At 42.3% G+C, this 18,205-nt stretch carries 16 protein-coding genes and 1 pseudogene; all 17 read left to right on the top strand.

Annotation, left to right across the window (positions count from 1 at the left end):
• Window positions 1-17: 17 nt before the first annotated feature.
• Window positions 18-1,247 (top strand): peptidase U32 family protein, encoded by a 1,230-nt coding sequence (locus BET01_RS09255; RefSeq protein WP_120196518.1) that lies wholly within the window; start codon window positions 18-20, stop codon window positions 1,245-1,247.
• Between the two features lie 178 nt (window positions 1,248-1,425).
• A complete protein-coding gene (locus BET01_RS09250) occupies window positions 1,426-2,247 on the top strand; it encodes a YdcF family protein (protein WP_120196517.1) in 822 nt (273 codons plus the stop codon).
• Between the two features lie 34 nt (window positions 2,248-2,281).
• Entirely contained in the window at window positions 2,282-5,206 is a 2,925-nt protein-coding gene (locus BET01_RS09245) for an insulinase family protein (protein ID WP_120196516.1), read from the top strand.
• Window positions 5,207-5,222: 16 nt separating this feature from the next.
• Complete coding sequence (era, locus tag BET01_RS09240) at window positions 5,223-6,128, top strand: GTPase Era (RefSeq protein ID WP_120196515.1); 906 nt, start codon at window positions 5,223-5,225, stop codon at window positions 6,126-6,128.
• Window positions 6,129-6,170: 42 nt separating this feature from the next.
• Window positions 6,171-6,809, top strand: a complete 639-nt coding sequence (gene recO, locus BET01_RS09235) for a DNA repair protein RecO (RefSeq protein WP_408610160.1) — start codon at window positions 6,171-6,173, stop codon at window positions 6,807-6,809.
• 187 nt (window positions 6,810-6,996) lie between these two features.
• On the top strand, window positions 6,997-7,626 hold the full coding sequence (locus BET01_RS09230; protein WP_120196513.1) for a hypothetical protein: 630 nt from the start codon (window positions 6,997-6,999) through the stop codon (window positions 7,624-7,626).
• A gap of 14 nt (window positions 7,627-7,640) precedes the next feature.
• Window positions 7,641-9,029 carry a glycine--tRNA ligase gene (locus tag BET01_RS09225; protein ID WP_120196512.1) on the top strand — a complete coding sequence of 463 codons (1,389 nt, stop codon included), beginning with the start codon at window positions 7,641-7,643 and terminating at the stop codon, window positions 9,027-9,029.
• Between the two features lie 49 nt (window positions 9,030-9,078).
• A pseudogene (locus BET01_RS09220) lies at window positions 9,079-9,669 on the top strand (family 1 glycosylhydrolase); the annotation flags it as partial.
• A gap of 225 nt (window positions 9,670-9,894) precedes the next feature.
• On the top strand, window positions 9,895-10,590 hold the full coding sequence (locus tag BET01_RS09215; protein WP_120196510.1) for a FadR/GntR family transcriptional regulator: 696 nt from the start codon (window positions 9,895-9,897) through the stop codon (window positions 10,588-10,590).
• 365 nt (window positions 10,591-10,955) lie between these two features.
• Window positions 10,956-11,948 carry a sugar ABC transporter substrate-binding protein gene (locus BET01_RS09210; protein ID WP_120196509.1) on the top strand — a complete coding sequence of 331 codons (993 nt, stop codon included), beginning with the start codon at window positions 10,956-10,958 and terminating at the stop codon, window positions 11,946-11,948.
• 50 nt (window positions 11,949-11,998) lie between these two features.
• On the top strand, window positions 11,999-13,507 hold the full coding sequence (locus BET01_RS09205) for a sugar ABC transporter ATP-binding protein (protein ID WP_120196508.1): 1,509 nt from the start codon (window positions 11,999-12,001) through the stop codon (window positions 13,505-13,507).
• On the top strand, window positions 13,501-14,508 hold the full coding sequence (locus BET01_RS09200; RefSeq protein ID WP_120196507.1) for an ABC transporter permease: 1,008 nt from the start codon (window positions 13,501-13,503) through the stop codon (window positions 14,506-14,508). The genes BET01_RS09205 and BET01_RS09200 overlap by 7 nt, the downstream gene beginning before the upstream one ends.
• 34 nt (window positions 14,509-14,542) lie before the next feature.
• Window positions 14,543-15,355 (top strand): transketolase, encoded by an 813-nt coding sequence (locus tag BET01_RS09195; protein ID WP_120196623.1) that lies wholly within the window; start codon window positions 14,543-14,545, stop codon window positions 15,353-15,355.
• Between the two features lie 3 nt (window positions 15,356-15,358).
• On the top strand, window positions 15,359-16,294 hold the full coding sequence (locus BET01_RS09190; RefSeq protein WP_120196506.1) for a transketolase family protein: 936 nt from the start codon (window positions 15,359-15,361) through the stop codon (window positions 16,292-16,294).
• Window positions 16,291-16,929, top strand: a complete 639-nt coding sequence (locus tag BET01_RS09185; protein ID WP_120196505.1) for an RpiB/LacA/LacB family sugar-phosphate isomerase — start codon at window positions 16,291-16,293, stop codon at window positions 16,927-16,929. The genes BET01_RS09190 and BET01_RS09185 overlap by 4 nt, the downstream gene beginning before the upstream one ends.
• Window positions 16,930-16,939: 10 nt before the next feature.
• Window positions 16,940-17,314: a VOC family protein gene (locus BET01_RS09180; RefSeq protein ID WP_120196504.1), complete on the top strand. Its 375-nt coding sequence runs from the start codon at window positions 16,940-16,942 to the stop codon at window positions 17,312-17,314.
• 33 nt (window positions 17,315-17,347) lie between these two features.
• Window positions 17,348-18,001 carry a fructose-6-phosphate aldolase gene (gene fsa, locus BET01_RS09175; RefSeq protein ID WP_120196503.1) on the top strand — a complete coding sequence of 218 codons (654 nt, stop codon included), beginning with the start codon at window positions 17,348-17,350 and terminating at the stop codon, window positions 17,999-18,001.
• Window positions 18,002-18,205: the final 204 nt, after the last annotated feature.

Below are 18,205 nucleotides of genomic sequence, written 5' to 3'. Positions count from 1 at the left end.
CCAAAGAAAGGAACTTCATGAGAAAGACGGAACTTTTAATCCCGGCAGGCAGTTTAGAGACATTAAAGACCGCAGTTATTTACGGTGCGGACGCTGTTTATCTGGGAGGAGAAGCCTTCGGACTTCGTGCCAAGGCGAAAAATTTTACACAAGATGAGATAAGGCAGGGAATTGCCTTTGCCCACGAACATGGAGTCAAAGTATATATTACAGCGAATATTCTGGCTCATAACGATGATCTTACAGGAGTTGAGGAATATTTTCAGGAATTAAAGGAAATACAGCCAGATGCTTTGATCATTTCAGACCCAGGTGTGTTTGCCATAGCAAAGCGTATTATTCCTGATATGGAGATTCATATCAGCACCCAGGCCAATAATACGAATTATGGTACCTTTTTATTCTGGCAACAGCTTGGTGCCAAGCGTGTTGTCACTGCCAGAGAACTTTCCTTGGCAGAGATTAAAGAGATCCGAAGCAAGATTCCAGAAGACTTAGAGATTGAAAGTTTTATCCATGGTGCTATGTGCATGTCTTATTCTGGTCGCTGCTTGCTCAGTAACTATATGACTGGAAGAGATGCAAATCAGGGAGCCTGTTCTCACCCTTGTCGTTGGAAATATTCCATCGTAGAGGAACAACGACCAGGAGAATATATGCCTGTATTTGAAAATGAGCGTGGAACCTATATCTTTAACTCTAAGGATCTGTGTATGATCGAATATATTCCTGAGATGATTGATGCAGGTATTGATAGCTTTAAGATTGAAGGTCGTATGAAAACTGCACTTTATGCGGCGACGGTTACAAGAACTTACCGGAAAGCAATCGATGATTACCAGAAAGATCCAAAGATCTATGAGGCCAATCTGGATTGGTATCGTTCTGAAATCGGAAAATGTACTTACCGGGAATTTACCACAGGTTTTTATTTTGGAAAGGCAGATTCCACCACTCAGATTTATGAGAACAATACTTATGTAAAGAATTATACCTATCTTGGTACCGTGGAAGCGGTGGATGAGAAAGGATATGCAAGGATTGAGCAAAAGAATAAGTTTTCAGTGGGTGAGACCATTGAGGTCATGAAGCCAGATGGACGCAACCTAGATGTAGTTGTAAAGGGAATTTACAATGAAGAGGGAGTTCCTCAGGAGAGTGCACCTCATTCCAGACAAATTCTTTTTATTGATCTTGGTGAAGTTATGGAACCTTACGATATTCTAAGGCGCAGTGAGATGTCTTAAATTGTAAATAGGAGTGTGCAGAGCATAACGGAAATCCGTATGCTCTGCACGTTTTTCTTTATAAAACTAGGTATCATGGGTGGCAGTTGTAGAAATGGCCATATTGTGGTATGCTATAAAAGAATTGTACCCAGAAATTACCTGTATTTAGAGGAAACGAAACGGAGGCTTGCCTATCATGTGGATCTTATGGCTGATCGCTGTTTTATGTGTAATCTATTATGTCATAATCGTTGCTTATTCGGGACTGTCTACTTCCTTTTCCATTATTTGGCTTTTGTTGGCTGCTTGTTGCATCTTATTTGGTGTGGGCTGGGATGCTTATTTAAAGCAAAAGGACAAGGTACCCTTATGGATTCCAGTATCTGTTGTCACGATATGTTGTACAGGTATCTTGGTATTTACCATCGTGGAGATATTAGTTTTCACCGGAGTTGCTGTCCGGGATACGTCAAAGCTTGATTATGTAATTGTCCTGGGAGCCAGGGTAAAAGAAGATGGAATCAGCAAATCCTTAAAAAATCGTTTGGATAAGGCCATTGATTATCTGGATGAAAACCCGGGAACCATATTGGTTCTTTCAGGAGCAAAAGGAGAAGATGAGCCAGTTAGTGAGGCCGAAGCCATGAGAGACTACTTGGTCTTTAACGGCGTGAAGGAAACTCAGTTGATTTTAGAGGCTCGATCTTACAGTACGGTTGAGAATATTGCATATAGCCGAGTGGCAATCGAAGAGGATCAGGAGAGAAAGAAAGTAGAAAGTCAGGAGAGTCCCATCATGATGGACCCGGGAACTTATGAAGAGGTTCCGGATAAACCCATAAAGATTGGTGTATTGACCAGTGATTTTCATGTATTTCGTGCTCAACAGATTGCTAGAAAGTGGGGAATACCAGATATCTATGGCATATCCTGCAAATCTGATCCGGTTTTATTTGTACACTTTTGCGTAAGAGAGTGTGTGGCGATATTAAAAGACAAATTAGTGGGCAACATGTAAGTAATACTGATTTTGCAGGAGGAACAAATAAAGAATGTATGATATGAAGAACTTAAACGCTTATGAGTTGGTAGAAGAAAAAGAAATCAAAGAAATCCAGGCAACAGGAAGTGTACTTCGTCATAAAAAAAGTGGAGCCAGAGTCTTTATGGTATCCTGTGAGGATGATAATAAGGTGTTCTCCATTGGATTTCGTACACCGCCCTCCGACAGCACTGGAGTGGCCCATATCCTAGAGCACAGCGTGCTCTGCGGATCAGATAATTTTCCAGTAAAAGATCCCTTTGTGGAGTTGGTAAAAGGCTCTTTAAATACCTTCTTAAACGCCATGACTTATCCGGATAAAACCGTATATCCAGTGGCGAGCTGCAATGAAAAAGATTTTCAGAATTTAATGAATGTTTACATGGATGCAGTGCTTCATCCAAATATTTACAATGAGCCAAAGATTTTTATGCAAGAAGGCTGGCATCATGAGATGGAGACTCCAGAATCAGATGTAATATACAACGGTGTTGTATATAATGAGATGAAGGGGGCATTTTCATCTCCAGAGGAAGTATTAGACCGATTTACAAGAAAAGTGCTTTTCCCCGATAGCTGTTACGGGCAGGAATCAGGAGGCGATCCATCCTTTATTCCTAATCTGACCTATGATGGTTTTCTTGACTTTCACAGAAAGTATTACCATCCTTCCAATAGCTACATCTATCTCTATGGAGACATGGATATGGAAGAGAAGCTGAACTGGCTGGATAAGGAATATTTAAGCCATTATGATGAAATATCCATTGATTCTAGAATTGTAAGTCAGAAAGCATTTGAAAAACCAGTGGAGGCAGAGACTTTTTATTCCATTACAGAAGGGGAGTCTTTAGAGAATGCCACCTACCTTTCCCTGAATACTGTTTTGGGAAATAACCTGGATAAGAAGCATTATCTGGCATTTCAGATACTGGAATATACCCTTCTTGATGCGCCTGGAGCGCCTCTGAAACAGGCGTTAATTGATGCAGGCATTGGTCAGGATATCCTTGGAGGATATGACAGCGGTATCTTGCAGCCATATTTTTCAATCGTCGCTAAGAATGCCAATTCCGACCAAAAGGGAGAGTTCTTAGCAATCATAAAGGGAACCTTAAGAAAGCTTGCTGACGAAGGAATCAACCGTAAGAGCTTAAAAGCCGGAATGAACTATTATGAATTCCGTTACCGTGAAGCAGATTACGGTTCAGCTCCTAAGGGACTGATGTATGGACTCCAGTGTATGGACAGTTGGCTTTACGACGGAGATCCTATGATGCATCTTGAATATCAGGACACCTTTGATTATTTAAAGAAGGTGGTAGATGAAGGTTACTTTGAACAATTGATCCGGGAATACCTTTTGGATAATCCCTTTGAAGCCGTTCTAACCGTAAGTCCCCAGAAGAATCTGACTGCAAAAGAGGATGAAAAGACAGCCAAAAAGCTGGCAGCTTACAAAGCCTCTTTATCCCCAGAGGAGATAACTCATCTTGTGGAACAGACCCATGCTTTAAGGGAATACCAGGAAACACCTTCTGCGCAAGAGGATTTAGAAAAGATTCCTATGCTTTCCAGAGAAGATATCTCAAGGGAATCAGAAGAGTTAATCTGGGAAGAGAAAGAGGAACATGGAGTTAAGGTAATCCACCATAACATGTTTACCTCAGGCATAGGTTATTTAAAGGTTATGTTTGATACCTCAGCAGTTCCAGCAGAAGATTTGTCCTATGTGGGATTTTTGAAATCCTTGTTAGGTTATGTGAATACAGAGAATTTCACTTACAGCGACTTAACCAGTGAGATTCATCTAAACAGTGGTGGCGTAGGCTTTAGTGTCACCTCTTATCCGGACCTTAAAACCCCCGGACAATTTAATGGCTACTTTATCGCAAGTGCCAGAGTCTTATACGATAAGCTTGATTTTGGATTTTCCATTCTTGCTGAGATTTTGACCCGCTCCATCCTCGACGATGAAAAGCGTCTAGGAGAAGTAATTAGTGAAACCAGATCCAGAGCAAGAATGAAGCTGGAGGGTGCCTGTCATTCTGCAGCAGTTGCCAGAGCTACATCCTATTTCTCAGCCACCTCTTCTTATAATGATATGACCGGTGGAATTGGATATTATGAATTCCTAGAACAGCTGGAAAAGGATTATGCAAAAGACAAACAGGCCGTAATACAGAGATTTAAAGCGGTGATGGAGAAACTCTTTACCACAAAGAACATGTTAGTTAGCTATACCTCAGACGAAGAAGGATACACCAGACTCCCTGAGGCCATGAAACAGCTTACTTCTGTACTTCCAGAGGGCGATGGTACTAGCTACCCGTTTGCATATCAAAAGGGAAACAGAAACGAAGGTTTTGCAACTGCCTCTCAAGTAAATTATGTGGCTAGATGCGGAAGCTTTTTGGATAGTGGATTAAAGTATACAGGAGCTTTGAAAATCTTAAAGGTAATCTTAAGCTATGATTATCTATGGATCAATATAAGGGTAAAGGGCGGCGCTTACGGCTGCATGAGCGGCTTTGGCCGTTCCGGGGAAGGGTATTTTGCTTCCTACCGCGACCCGAATTTAAGGGAAACCAACCAGATCTATGAAGGCGTGGTATCTTATTTAGAGAATTTCCAGGTAGAAGACAGGGACATGACTAAATATGTAATTGGAACTGTTAGTGACATGGATGTGCCTAATCCTCCGTCAAGCAAAGGAAACAGAGGCCTTTCTGCCTATTTATCCGGAGTTGATCAGGAGATGATGGCAAGAGAGAGAGAGGAAGTTTTAAATGCCACCCAGGAAGATATCCGCAGTCTGGCACCTCTTGTGAAAGCCGTTCTTAATACCGGCAGTCTCTGCGTCATCGGCAATGAAGACAGAATCGCAGTGGATAAAGAGTTCTTTTTAGAGACAAAGAACTTATTCCACTCATAACACAAAGGAGAACTATATGGAAGCCAACTATAAATCGGGGTTTGTTACCCTCATCGGACGCCCAAACGTGGGTAAGTCCACCCTCATGAACCATTTGATCGGCCAGAAGATTGCTATTACCTCTGATAAACCTCAGACTACAAGAAACCGGATTCAGACTGTTTTTACGGATGAAAGAGGACAGATTATTTTCCTTGACACACCTGGCATTCATAAGGCCAAGAATAAGCTTGGGGAATATATGGTAAACGTGGCAGAGAGAACCTTAAAAGAGGTAGATGTTATTTTATGGCTGGTAGAGCCATCAACCTTTATCGGTGCTGGGGAACGTCATATTGCAGAGCAGCTTTCCAATGTGAAAACTCCTGTGATCCTAGTTATTAATAAAATCGACACACTAAAGAATCAGGAACAGATTCTTACGTTTATGAATACCTATAAGGACATCTGCCCATTTGCTGAAATCGTGCCAGTTTCTGCATTAAAGGATAAAAATACAGACTTGATGCTGGATCTGATTTACAAATACCTTCCTTATGGACCTCAGTATTACGACGAGGATACGGTAACGGATCAGCCTATGCGTCAGATTTCTGCAGAGCTCATCAGAGAAAAGGCACTGCGTCTTTTAAAGGATGAGATTCCTCATGGAATCGCAGTAACCGTAGAGAAGATGAAGGAACGAGAGAATGGAATGTTTGATTTAGAAGCCAATATCATTTGCGAGAGAGATTCTCACAAAGGTATCATCATCGGTAAAGATGGCGCTATGTTAAAGAAAATCGGAATTCAGGCTCGTAAGGAGATCGAAAATCTACTGGGAACAAAAGTGAATCTGCAGCTCTGGGTCAAGGTTCGAAAAGAATGGCGAGACAGTGAGATGTATATGAAGAATTATGGATACAATCAAAACGATATCTAAAAGTGGTGGCAGGGATTGAAAGAAGTCGAAAAGCTGACGGGGATGGTAATAAAAGTTGCCCCGGTAGGAGAAATGGATAAGCGCCTTGTAATACTCACAAAGGAAAGAGGAAAGATCACTGCATTTGCCAGGGGAGCAAGAAGACCGGGCAATCAGTTGATGGGCATTAGCCGTCCCTTTGCCTTCGGACAGTTTTCGCTGTACGAAGGCAGGGATTCCTATTCCCTTCGTTCGGCGGATATTTCCAATTATTTTGAAGATCTGGCTCTTGATATGGAAGGAACCTGTTATGGTTCTTATTTTCTTGAGCTGGTTGATTTTTATGCAAGAGAAAATGAGGACGCCACAGGACTTCTAAAGCTCTTATACCAATCCGTCCGGGCACTCTTAAAACCTGCCCTGAAAAATGAGCTGGTTCAGAGGGTGTTTGAATTAAAAGCAATGGTCTTAAACGGAGAGTATACAGAAGTTCCTCCAAGACCCGTTAGCGATTCTGCCAATTATGCCTGGGAATATGTCATTGCTTCTCCGGCGGAACATCTTTATACCTTTACTCTCACAGAGGAGGTATTAGAGGAATTTGCCCGTTGCGTGGAGATGAATAAAAAACGTTTTATCGACAGAGAGTTTCATTCCCTGGAGATTTTGCAGACCATGATGGAAATCAAAGTATTGAAATGAAAGGCAGCATTTGGTATAATGTTCGCATATGCTATGAGCAGTGCGGGTCAGGATATGAAAAAGATTTCGTTGTGCTTGCACATAAGAAATCTTTTTCGTGTCTTGATTCATAGGGCGAGTGCCTGCCAGCGGGTAAAACCGTAGGCTTCGCCCGCTTCACTGCAGATTCAATGCAGGAGGAAGATGGATGAAAAAAAGGAAAGCGGCTCTGGCAGCTCTCATTGTTGCAGGGATGCTGACAGGTTGCCTTGGCAGAACTGGTGACAGTGTCCTGAATGCGGAAAGCAGCAGGATTTATGTAACAGGAACCGGAGGTCTTCAAACAGCAACAGTGGAAACCTATGAGCAGCAGGATTATTACAATGCAGATGAGCTAAAAGCATATCTGGATGAAACTGCTTTGTCATACAACCAGGCCAATGGAGAAGGTGCAGTAAAACTGGAATCCTGCAGCATGGAAAAAGGCGTTGCCAGAATGATATTCCAGTACAGTTCCAGTAAAGATCTGGTGAATTTTGTCTCTCAGTATGAGGATAAGGATAATCAGGTGGATTCTTTTTCCGTCACCACGTTCTCTGAAGTTTCAGGGAAGGCGGAGTCAGAGGGAGTAGAGTTTTTAAAGGCTTCCGATGGAAAGAAAGCGGAAAAGAAAGCTTTGACAAGTAAGAGCGGAAGTCATGCGGTTGTGATAGAGGCGAAAAGTCCTGTCACCATACAGACAGAAGGTAAGCTGTTATTTGTTTCAAAGAACGTTGTCATTAAGGATCAGCATACAGTACAGACGTCAGAGGGAAAAAATTACATCATTTTTAAATAAGAGAGGTTAAGATCATGGAAAAGACAATGGAAAAGATTGTAGCACTTGCAAAATCAAGGGGATTTGTTTATCCTGGCTCGGAGATTTACGGCGGTCTTGCCAATACATGGGATTACGGTAACTTAGGTGTTGAGCTTAAGAACAACGTAAAAAAAGCATGGTGGCTGAAATTTATTCAGGAGAGTCCTTATAATGTGGGCGTTGACTGCGCTATTTTAATGAATTCCCAAACATGGATCGCATCTGGACATCTGGGCGGTTTCTCCGATCCACTTATGGACTGCAAGTCCTGCAAGGAGCGTTTCCGTGCGGATAAGATCATCGAAGATTACATGGCTGAGAAAAACATCACCATCGAAGGATCCGTAGATGCCTGGTCTCAGGAAGAGATGAAAAAATACATCGATGATAACAATATCTGCTGTCCAAGCTGCGGCAAACATGATTTTACTGATATCCGTCAGTTTAACTTAATGTTTAAGACATTCCAGGGCGTAACAGAGGATGCTAAGAATACCGTATACTTAAGACCTGAGACAGCTCAGGGTATTTTTGTAAACTTTAAGAACGTACAGAGAACTTCAAGAAAGAAAATTCCGTTTGGAATCGGACAGATCGGTAAATCTTTCCGTAACGAGATTACACCAGGTAACTTCACATTCCGTACCAGAGAGTTTGAGCAGATGGAGCTTGAATTCTTCTGTGAGCCAGATACTGACTTAGAATGGTTCTCCTATTGGAAGGATTTTTGTGTAAGCTGGTTACAGAACCTTGGTATCAAGGAAGATGAGATGCGTGTGAGAGACCATGACAAAGAAGAGCTTTCTTTCTATAGCAAAGCGACCTCTGATATTGAATTCTTATTCCCATTTGGCTGGGGAGAGTTATGGGGAATTGCTGACAGAACGGACTACGATCTGACTCAGCATCAGAACACCTCCAACCAGGATCTTACTTATTTTGATGATGAAAAGAAGGAACGCTACATTCCATATGTAATCGAGCCCTCCCTTGGTGCTGACCGTGTGACTTTGGCATTCTTATGTGCCGCATACGATGAAGAAGAGATTGCAGAAGGCGATGTTCGTACCGTTCTTCGTTTTCATCCTGCCATCGCTCCAGTTAAGATCGGAGTACTGCCTCTGTCCAAAAAGCTGAATGAAGGTGCAGAGAAGGTATTTGGTGAACTGCGTCAATATTACAACTGTGAATTTGATGATAGAGGAAACATTGGTAAGCGTTACAGAAGACAGGATGAGATCGGAACTCCATTCTGCATTACCTATGATTTTGATTCCGAAGAAGATCACGCAGTGACTGTTCGTGACCGTGATACCATGGAACAGGTTCGAGTTCCAATTGCAGAATTAAAATCTTATTTTGAAGATAAATTCCGTTTCTAAGAATTTAAGAGGTGCAGATTAAGGCAGGAAAGCCTTTTTCCTGCACCTTTTTTCTTCCTTTGGAATCCAGATTCATATGGAACCAGAAGATCAGGAACTATTAAAGAATGTAGTTGATTTTATTTCCTTTAGCTATTATTCCAGTATTTGTGAAACCGTTCATACCGAGCTTGCGACTTCTACTGGAGGAAATCTATCCAGGGGATATAAAAATCCATATCTGAAAGCCTCTGATTGGGGTTGGCAGATTGACCCTATGGGACTACGCTATACCTTAAATAAACTGTATGACAGGTATCAACTCCCCTTGTTCATTGTAGAAAATGGACTTGGAGCGGTAGATGAACTGGTTACCTTAAGTTCTGGAGAGAAAACCGTTTTAGATGACTACCGGATTGAATATCTAAAGGAGCATTTAAAACAGCTTAAAGAGGCCATACACGACGGTGTAGAGGTAATGGGTTACACATCATGGGGGTGCATTGACTTAGTAAGCGCTTCCACAGCTGAAATGAAAAAACGTTACGGCTATATCTATGTAGATCGAAACGATGACGGTACCGGAACAGGGAATCGTTATAAGAAGAAATCATTTTGGTGGTACAAAGATGTAATTGAATCAAACGGAGCATCCATCTAATTGATGCGTGAATCGGGGCAGTCGGTCCCACCCTTTCCAGTTTCTCCCTACGTGGAGGCTTGGATAAGGGTGGACCGGTTGCCCTTTTTTGTAAAATTGTCCGATGAGTACAGGGGAAATGACAAAAAATTGGAATCTGTTTGCAGTTTTATGGAAATGTGGTACAATAATTGTATGACATCGTTATCATTTGATGAAAGATAGGAAGAAAGAGGGGGCAATTGTATGGCAGAGGTTTCCAGAGTCCCGATTGTGCAGCAGGTCGTAAATAGCATGAAAGATTTTGTTGCATCTGACGGAACAGAGGTCGGACAAAAATTACCTACAGAAAAGGAATGGTGCGAGAATCTATCTGTTGGTCGCGGTACGGTCAGGGAAGCATTCCGTATTCTTGAAGCCAGAGGACTGGTTGAGATAAAGCCTGGACGGGGAGCATTCTTAGTAAGCAAAAAAGAACTTGGACAAGAAGAACTGGCAGAGTGGTTTCTGCAAAATGAAGTGGAATTAAAAGATTATATTGAAGTGAGAAGTGCAGTGGAACCTTTGTGCGCCAGATTGATTGCACGACGTGCCTCGGATTTGGAGCTGGAGCAGTTAGAGCGGGTTCATCAGCGTTTCATCCGGGCTGTGGAGGAGGAAGACATAGCTGGAATGGCAAAGTATGATGAGCGGTTTCATAAGCATATTGTGGAATGCAGCCGTAATAAGATGCTGATATTTATTTGCAAGAAAATTGATGAATGCATCAGAGATTTCCGCCTAAAGACATTTCAGGTACCCCAAAATGCACGCAACGCTATAAAAGCTCATCAGGATATTGTAGACGCTATAAAGGCAAGAGATGAGGAAGTAGCAGAGCTTTATGCGAAACGACATATCTCACTTATCAATATTGATATGGATGTAATCATAAAACGTTAACCAGATAGAGTGATCGGACAGGAAGAAGTCCATATTACTATGGATTGTATGATAGAGATGAAATAATGGAAAAAATATAGGAACCGAAAGCCGAGTTAAGAAGCTTTTCGGTTCTTTTTGTTTGCAAAAACATAGGACACATTGTGTAATGTGCATATATTTTAAATTCTGATTGACAAATTTTAAGTAAAGATGTATTATGAAGATGCTGATATTGTATGACAGCATACAATAATACATACCCGGGAACGTATTAAGAAAGATATCATACAATGTGTTTGGCAATAGTAACAAAAAATAGGGGACAAATACACCGTATATGAAAAAATATACTATGTATTACAAATGTTGAGAGGTGGATTATTATGAGAAGAATTGCAGCAATCGCTTTATCTGTTCTTATGGCATTTTCATTGTCAGCTTGTGGAACTGCGGAGAAGGAAACAAAAGTATCAGTAGAAGCAGCAGCCACGACGGCTGTAACAGAGGCAGGAAAAGTAGCAGAAACAAAGGAAGGCAAGCCAATTAAGATTGGTGTATCCGCACCAGATCTTACCAATGTATTCTTTATTCAGATTAAGGATGCCATGAAGAAAGCTTTGACAGGTCCAAACGATGAACTGATCATACAAGATGCTGCTGGAGATCAGAACAAACAAATGAATGATGTTGCCGATATGATCAATCAGGGGTGTGATGTGATTTGCATTTCAGCCATTAATTCAGAAGGTGTAAGAGCAACTCTTGAGGCTTGTAAGGAAGCTGGAATTCCAGTCATCGCATTCAATACTTCCGTAAAGAATCCAGAATTGGTTCAGTGTACCGTTGTATCTGACAACAAAGCCGCTGGTAAGCTTTGTGCAGAAGCTCTGGCAAAAGCTTTAGATGGAAAAGGCAAAGTAGTAGAAATTACATACAGCATTACAGAAGTATGCTATGACCGTCAGATTGGCTTTGAAGAAGAATTAAAAAAATATCCTGACATTCAGATTATTCAGGCAAAGGATGTAGAGAAGCCAAAGTCTGATTACTCTCAGCCAATCATGATAGATTTTATCAATGCAAACCCAGTGATTGACGGTGTTTTCACCATTAACGATCCAACAGCCAGAGGAGCTATTGCAGCCCTTAAGGAAGCGGGAAGATTAGAAAATACCAAAGTAGTTTCCATTGATGGTTCTGATGAAGGCAAAGGCTTTATCCGTTCTGGAGAAATGGTTGCCTCTGCCGCTCAGGACCCGGCAGGAATTGGAACTATGTGTATTGAAACTGCATACAGCCTGCTTACAGGAAAGACCATTGAAGAGAAGGTAGTGGTACCAATGTCTATTATCTCAAAGGATAATGTGGACAAATAATCCGTAATGGGTGTGACTTGAGGTAAGAATGCAGAACAGGAGTGAAAAACATGTCAGTGGAATATGTTTTCGAAATGAAAGATATTACCAAGGCGTTTGGCCGCAATGTTGTACTTGACGGAGTAAGTATCTCCATAAGGCCCGGTGAAGTCCGGGCCCTTATGGGAGAAAACGGCGCAGGAAAATCGACTCTAGTGAAAATTCTTGGAGGTATTTTCAGCGCAGATTCAGGTACTGTTTTCATGGATGGGCAAGAAGCAGTTATACGGAATGTGGACGATGCCAGAAGATACGGAGTCAGCTTCATTCATCAGGAGATTACCAATGTCCCTGAGATGACCATAGCAGAGAATATATTTTTGGGGAGAGAGCCTAAAAACCATTTTAAGATGGTGGATTACCGGAAGATGAAGCAGGAAGCTCAAATAGCTTTGGATGAATTAGGACTCATGTTGGATGCTGGTATGCTGATTCGTGGTTTATCCGTGGCACAGCAGCAGATGATTGAGATAGCAAGAGCAGTCAATGAAGGAGCAAAGATCCTGATTCTTGATGAGCCTACCGCTTCCTTATCCCACAGCGAGACCGAAAACCTGTTTGCACAGATTGAACGTCTTAAGAATGCTGGTGTTGCCATGATTTATATTTCTCATCGTATGGAAGAAACCTTTAATGTCTGCGATTCCGTAACAGTTCTCAGGGATGGCAAGTTTATCGGAACCAGAAATACAAATGAGACCACGGAAAATGAATTAATCAGTATGATGGTAGGACGGGAATTTAACAACATCTATGGGAATAAGCGGGTGGTTGGTGGGGCTGTCATCATGGAAGTTAAGAACCTGACCACGAAAAAGGTATCTAACATCAGCTTTACCTTGAAAAAAGGAGAAATTCTTGGATTTTCTGGTTTGGTTGGAGCTGGAAGGACGGAGCTAGCTCTCGCCTTGTTTGGAATCGATTCCATACAATCTGGTGAGGTATGGATGGAGGGAGAGAAGCTTTCCATTACAAAGCCAAGAGATGCCATAAGTGCAGGAATCGCCCTGGTGCCGGAAGAGCGTAAAGAACAGGGATTATTCCTGGAGCACAGCATTGGGACAAATCTAACCTTCCAGGTGCTCTCTGAATTTATAAATCATCTGAGAGTGGACAGAAAGAAAGAGACAGAGATTGTCGATGAGTTTAAGCAAAAGCTTTCCATTAAGATGGCTTCTACCGAACAGTTAGCAGGAGAACTTTCCGGAGGAAACCAGCAGAAAATTGTTATTTCCAAATGGCTTGCTGCCAAACCCAAAGTGTTAATTCTTGATGAACCCACCAGGGGCATTGACGTCGGTGCAAAGGCTGAGATCTATAAGCTAATGCACACGCTGGCAGGAGAAGGAGTTTCTATTATTATGATATCTTCGGAGCTTCCTGAGATTATCAACAACTCAAGCCGGATTGCAATTATGCGGGAAGGCTGTCTGGCAGGGGTCCTGGATCAGCAGGAAACAGAAATATCCCAGGAAACCATCATGTCATATGCAGTAGGAGGAGAACATTCAGTATGTTAAACAGGAAAAATCAAGCAGAGACACCTCAGTTAAAGGCACCAAGCCTGTGGGTTATCAATCCATTTTTTATCTGGCTGAAACGAAATATGGCAGCCATGATCGCATTGGTATTCCTGTGTATCGTATTATCCATATCGACGGATACCTTTCTTGTTAAAAATAACTTGTTCAGTGTATTACGTCAGGTCTGTGTCAATTGTTTCATTGCATTTGGTATTACCTGTGTCTTAATCTGCGGGGGCATTGACTTATCCGTGGGCTCCGTAGTTGCTGCTGCTGGTGTAATTGCAGTTCGGTGTGGCAATGCAGGTTTACCCTTAATCGTCTGCATCTTAATTCCTCTGATGTTTGGTGCAGTCATTGGATTTTTCAACGGATTTGTTATATCCCATACCACACTTCCGGCCTTTATCGTAACGCTTTCCACTCAGATTATTGTTCGTGGAATTAGTTACATATTAACGGGAGGTCAGCCAGCCCAGTCAAACAACGAGGTGTTTAACAACATGGGGGTTGGCAGTGTTTTTGGAATTCCGATTCCGGTTGTGTTCGTAATTGGAGCTTTTATTATCCTTTATTTTATTATGAACCGTACCTCCTTTGGCCGTCACGTATATGCCACCGGAGGAAATAAAGAAGCGGCAAGATATGCAGGCGTAGATACCAAATGGATTCAGGTAAGAGTATTTGTCATCAGTGGAGTGATGGCGGCCCTTGCAGGCATTGTATTAGCAGCAAGACTTTATTCTGGCCAGCCATCCGTAGGAGAAGGGTTTGAGCGTGACGCCATTGCAGCTTCCGTTCTTGGCGGTACTAGCTTTAACGGCGGTATCGGTACTTTGGGCGGTACCATGGTAGGGGTACTGATCATCGGAGTATTAAACAATGGAATGAATCTGCTTAAGATAAACAGCTATTGGCAGTTCGTAGTAAAGGGAATTGTTATCCTTGGAGCAGTATACGTGGATTACTTAAAAAAGAGAGGATCACTAAAAAAGTGATCGTTCATAAATAAGACGGAGGCACAATTACATGATGGACATAATAGAGTTAAAGAAAAAATGCAGTGATATGCGAAAAGATATTATAAACATGACGGCTGACGCAGCCAGTGGTCATCCAGGCGGTTCTTTATCCGCAGTAGAGATAATGGCAGCACTGTTTTACACCCAGATGCGGATCGATCCAAAGAATCCGGATAAAGAGGACCGTGACCGCTTCGTGTTAAGTAAAGGACATGCGGCTCCCTGCTACTATGCAGTATTAGGAGAGATGGGGTTTTTCGATAAATCAGAGTTTAAGAATTTTAGACAGCTTCACAGTATCTTACAAGGGCATCCGGATGCAAAAAAAGTTCCGGGTATCGATGCGTCAACCGGTTCTTTGGGTCAGGGGATCTCTATCGCAGTTGGAATGGCTCTTGGAGCCAAGGCTCAGAAAAAGGACACCAAGGTTTATACCCTCTTGGGTGATGGAGAGCTTCAGGAAGGTCAGGTTTGGGAAGCTTGCATGGCAGCAGCCAATTATAGACTGGATAACCTTACCATTATTATAGATAACAACGGTCTTCAAATCGATGGAAGTAATGATCAAGTCATGTCCCTTGGTGATCTTCATTCCAAGTTTAAGGCATTTGGCTTTCACGTTTTGGAGCTTCCAGATGGAAACAATTTAGAAGAGGTGCTTGCTGCATATTCCCTCAGCACCATGGAAGGAAAGCCAAAATGCATTCTGGCACACACCGTAAAAGGCAAAGGCATTTCCTTTATGGAAAACCAGGTTGGCTGGCATGGGAAGGCACCAAGTGAAGACGAGAGACAGCTAGCATTAAAGGAACTGGAGGGTTAAGACATGAGTGAATATAAGGCAATTAGAGTAGCATATGGGGAAGCTTTGGCGGAACTCGGAAAAGCAAATGAAAAGGTAGTGGTTTTGGATGCAGATCTTGCCCATGCCACCATGACAGCAACCTTCGCAGAAAAGTTTCCGGAGCGGTTTTTCAATGCAGGAATCGCAGAAGCCAATATGGTTGATATGAGCGCAGGGCTTTCTACGATGGGATACATACCGTTTTGCAGTACCTTTGCTATCTTTGGTGCAGGACGTGCCTATGAGCAGGTGAGAAATGGCGTAGCATATCCAAATTTCAATGTAAAGCTTGGCATGACACATTCGGGAATCACCCTTGGAGAAGATGGTGGAAGCCATCAGGCTATTGAAGATCTGGCTCTCATGCGTGTAATTCCAGGCATGACGGTAGTTGTTCCATGTGATGCAAGTGAAACCCATCGTGCGGTAAATGCAGTGGCAGAAATGAAAGGACCAGCTTATCTTCGTCTGGCTAGACTTCCAAGCCCTGTATTTGAAGAGGAGATGCCTTTTGTCATCGGGAAAGCAAATGTATTAAAAGATGGTATTGATGCGGTTGTATTTGCCTGTGGTATCATGGTCTCCACCGCCCTTGAGTGTGCAAAGAAACTTGAGGCGGAAGGAAAATCCGTTGCAGTGGTCAATATGCATACCATTAAGCCAATTGATAAAGAATGCATCTTGACATTTGCGTCAAAATGCAGCAAAGTAATAACTATAGAGGAACACAGCACCATCGGCGGACTTGGTGATGCAGTTGGTGACGTTCTTCTTGAACATACGTGTAATGTCACATTTAAAAAGATTGGTGTTCAGGACCGGTTCGGTCAATCTGGTAAACCAGAAGAACTTTTAGAAGAATACGGGCTGAGCGAAAATCAGGTATATCATCAGATAAAAGGAGTGTTGGAAGCATGAGAATTGCATTAATTAACGAGAACAGCCAGGCGGCTAAAAATGAATTGATCTATAACAGCTTAAAAAAAGTAGCAGATGCGAAAGGCTATGAAGTGGATAACTATGGAATGTACTCCCCAGAGGATGCATGTTCCCTTACTTATGTACAAAACGGAATTCTTGCAGCCATCCTTTTAAATTCCGGTGCAGCCGATTATGTAATAACCGGATGTGGAACTGGAGAAGGTGCCATGCTGGCATTAAACAGTTTTCCAGGCGTGATCTGCGGCCATGTATGCGATCCAAGTGATGGATATATGTTCGCACAGATTAACGATGGCAATGCCATTGCAATGCCTTTTGCAAAAGGATTTGGCTGGGGAGCAGAGTTAAATCTTGAATATACCTTTGAGAAATTATTCTCAGAAGCCAGTGGCCAGGGATATCCAAGAGAACGTGCAATCCCAGAGCAGAGAAATAAAAAAATCTTAGATGTAGTTAGAGAAAATAATTTAAAAGATATTTTAACCTGTTTAAAAGGTCTTGATGAAGAGCTTGTAAAAGGTTCCATCGGTGGTGAAAAGTTTCAGGAGCTCTTCTTTGCAAACTGCAAGGATGAAAAAATTGCAGAATATGTAAAGAGTCTTTTGGCTTAGGAGGCTTGTCATGCTGAAGAACAAACCATCAGGAATTGCCCATGTGGCAATTCCTACCGATGACCCGGAGGCAACAAAAGCATTTTATGAAAATCTGGGATTTACCCGGCTAGTAGATGGAGGGATAAGGGGAATGCTTCAGTGCGGAACCTGCGTGATAGAATTTTACCCCAGACGCAAGGATGAAAAACCTATCGGCAATATCGATCATATTGCCATGACCTGCGAGAATCTTGAGGAAGCTTATGATGAGATTGTAAAACAGGGACATACCCTTATTTCCAAGGGCATTGAATCTAATGAGATGTTTGCACCTCGCACCAACCGCTTCTTTCTCTTTTTGGGACCCAGTGGGGAAAAGATTGAATTCTGTAAGATAAGTTAGTACATAGAATGAACGATACAAAGGAGAATTGCCATGAGATTTTTTGTAGATACAGCAAATACGGAAGACGTAAAAAAAGCAAGCGACATGGGCATCATCTGCGGTGTTACCACCAATCCATCCCTGATTGCCAAAGAAGGCCGTGATTTTAATGAAGTTATTAAAGAAATCACTTCCATTGTTGACGGACCAATTAGTGGAGAGGTAAAAGCTTCTACGGAAGAAGCACAAGGAATGATCGCAGAGGGAAGAGAGATTGCTGCCATTCATCCGAACATGGTAGTAAAGATCCCTATGACAACAGAAGGGCTAAAAGCCGTAAAGGTACTTACTGCAGAGGGAATTAAAACCAATGTGACTTTGGTATTTTCCGCAGCTCAGGCGCTGTTGGCTGCAAGAGCAGGAGCTACTTACGTTTCTCCGTTCTTAGGTCGTCTTGATGATATTTCCATGCCAGGAATTGATTTGATTTGTGACATAGCAGATATTTTCGAAATACATGGAATTGAGACGGAAATCATTGCAGCAAGCATACGCAATCCCATTCATATCATCGATTGCGCAAAAGCAGGAGCGGACATTGCTACGGTACCTTTTAGCGTGCTGATGCAGATGGCAAAGCATCCTTTAACCGATCAGGGAATTGAGAAATTCCGTGCAGACGAGAAGGAAGCATTTGGTAATTAAGATTAGATGATTGCGGGGCCCTGAAGAAAAGATGAACTTTTATCTTGGAAGCAGGGCTCTTTTTTTATTATATAGGGGAGTTCTACGAACTCCCCTATATAATAAAAAGCACGACCTGCAGGATGCACATGACGCTTAAGAGGAATATGTCACTAAAGTGACGGCGCGTCAGCGCCAGAGTCTGACAAGTCAGACTCTTTCTTG

Source organism: Lacrimispora algidixylanolytica, from assembly GCF_003609635.1.
Lineage (GTDB): Bacteria > Bacillota > Clostridia > Lachnospirales > Lachnospiraceae > Lacrimispora > Lacrimispora algidixylanolytica.
Note: the sequence above shows the minus strand (reverse complement) of the source record. Positions and strands in the feature narration are given on the sequence as shown.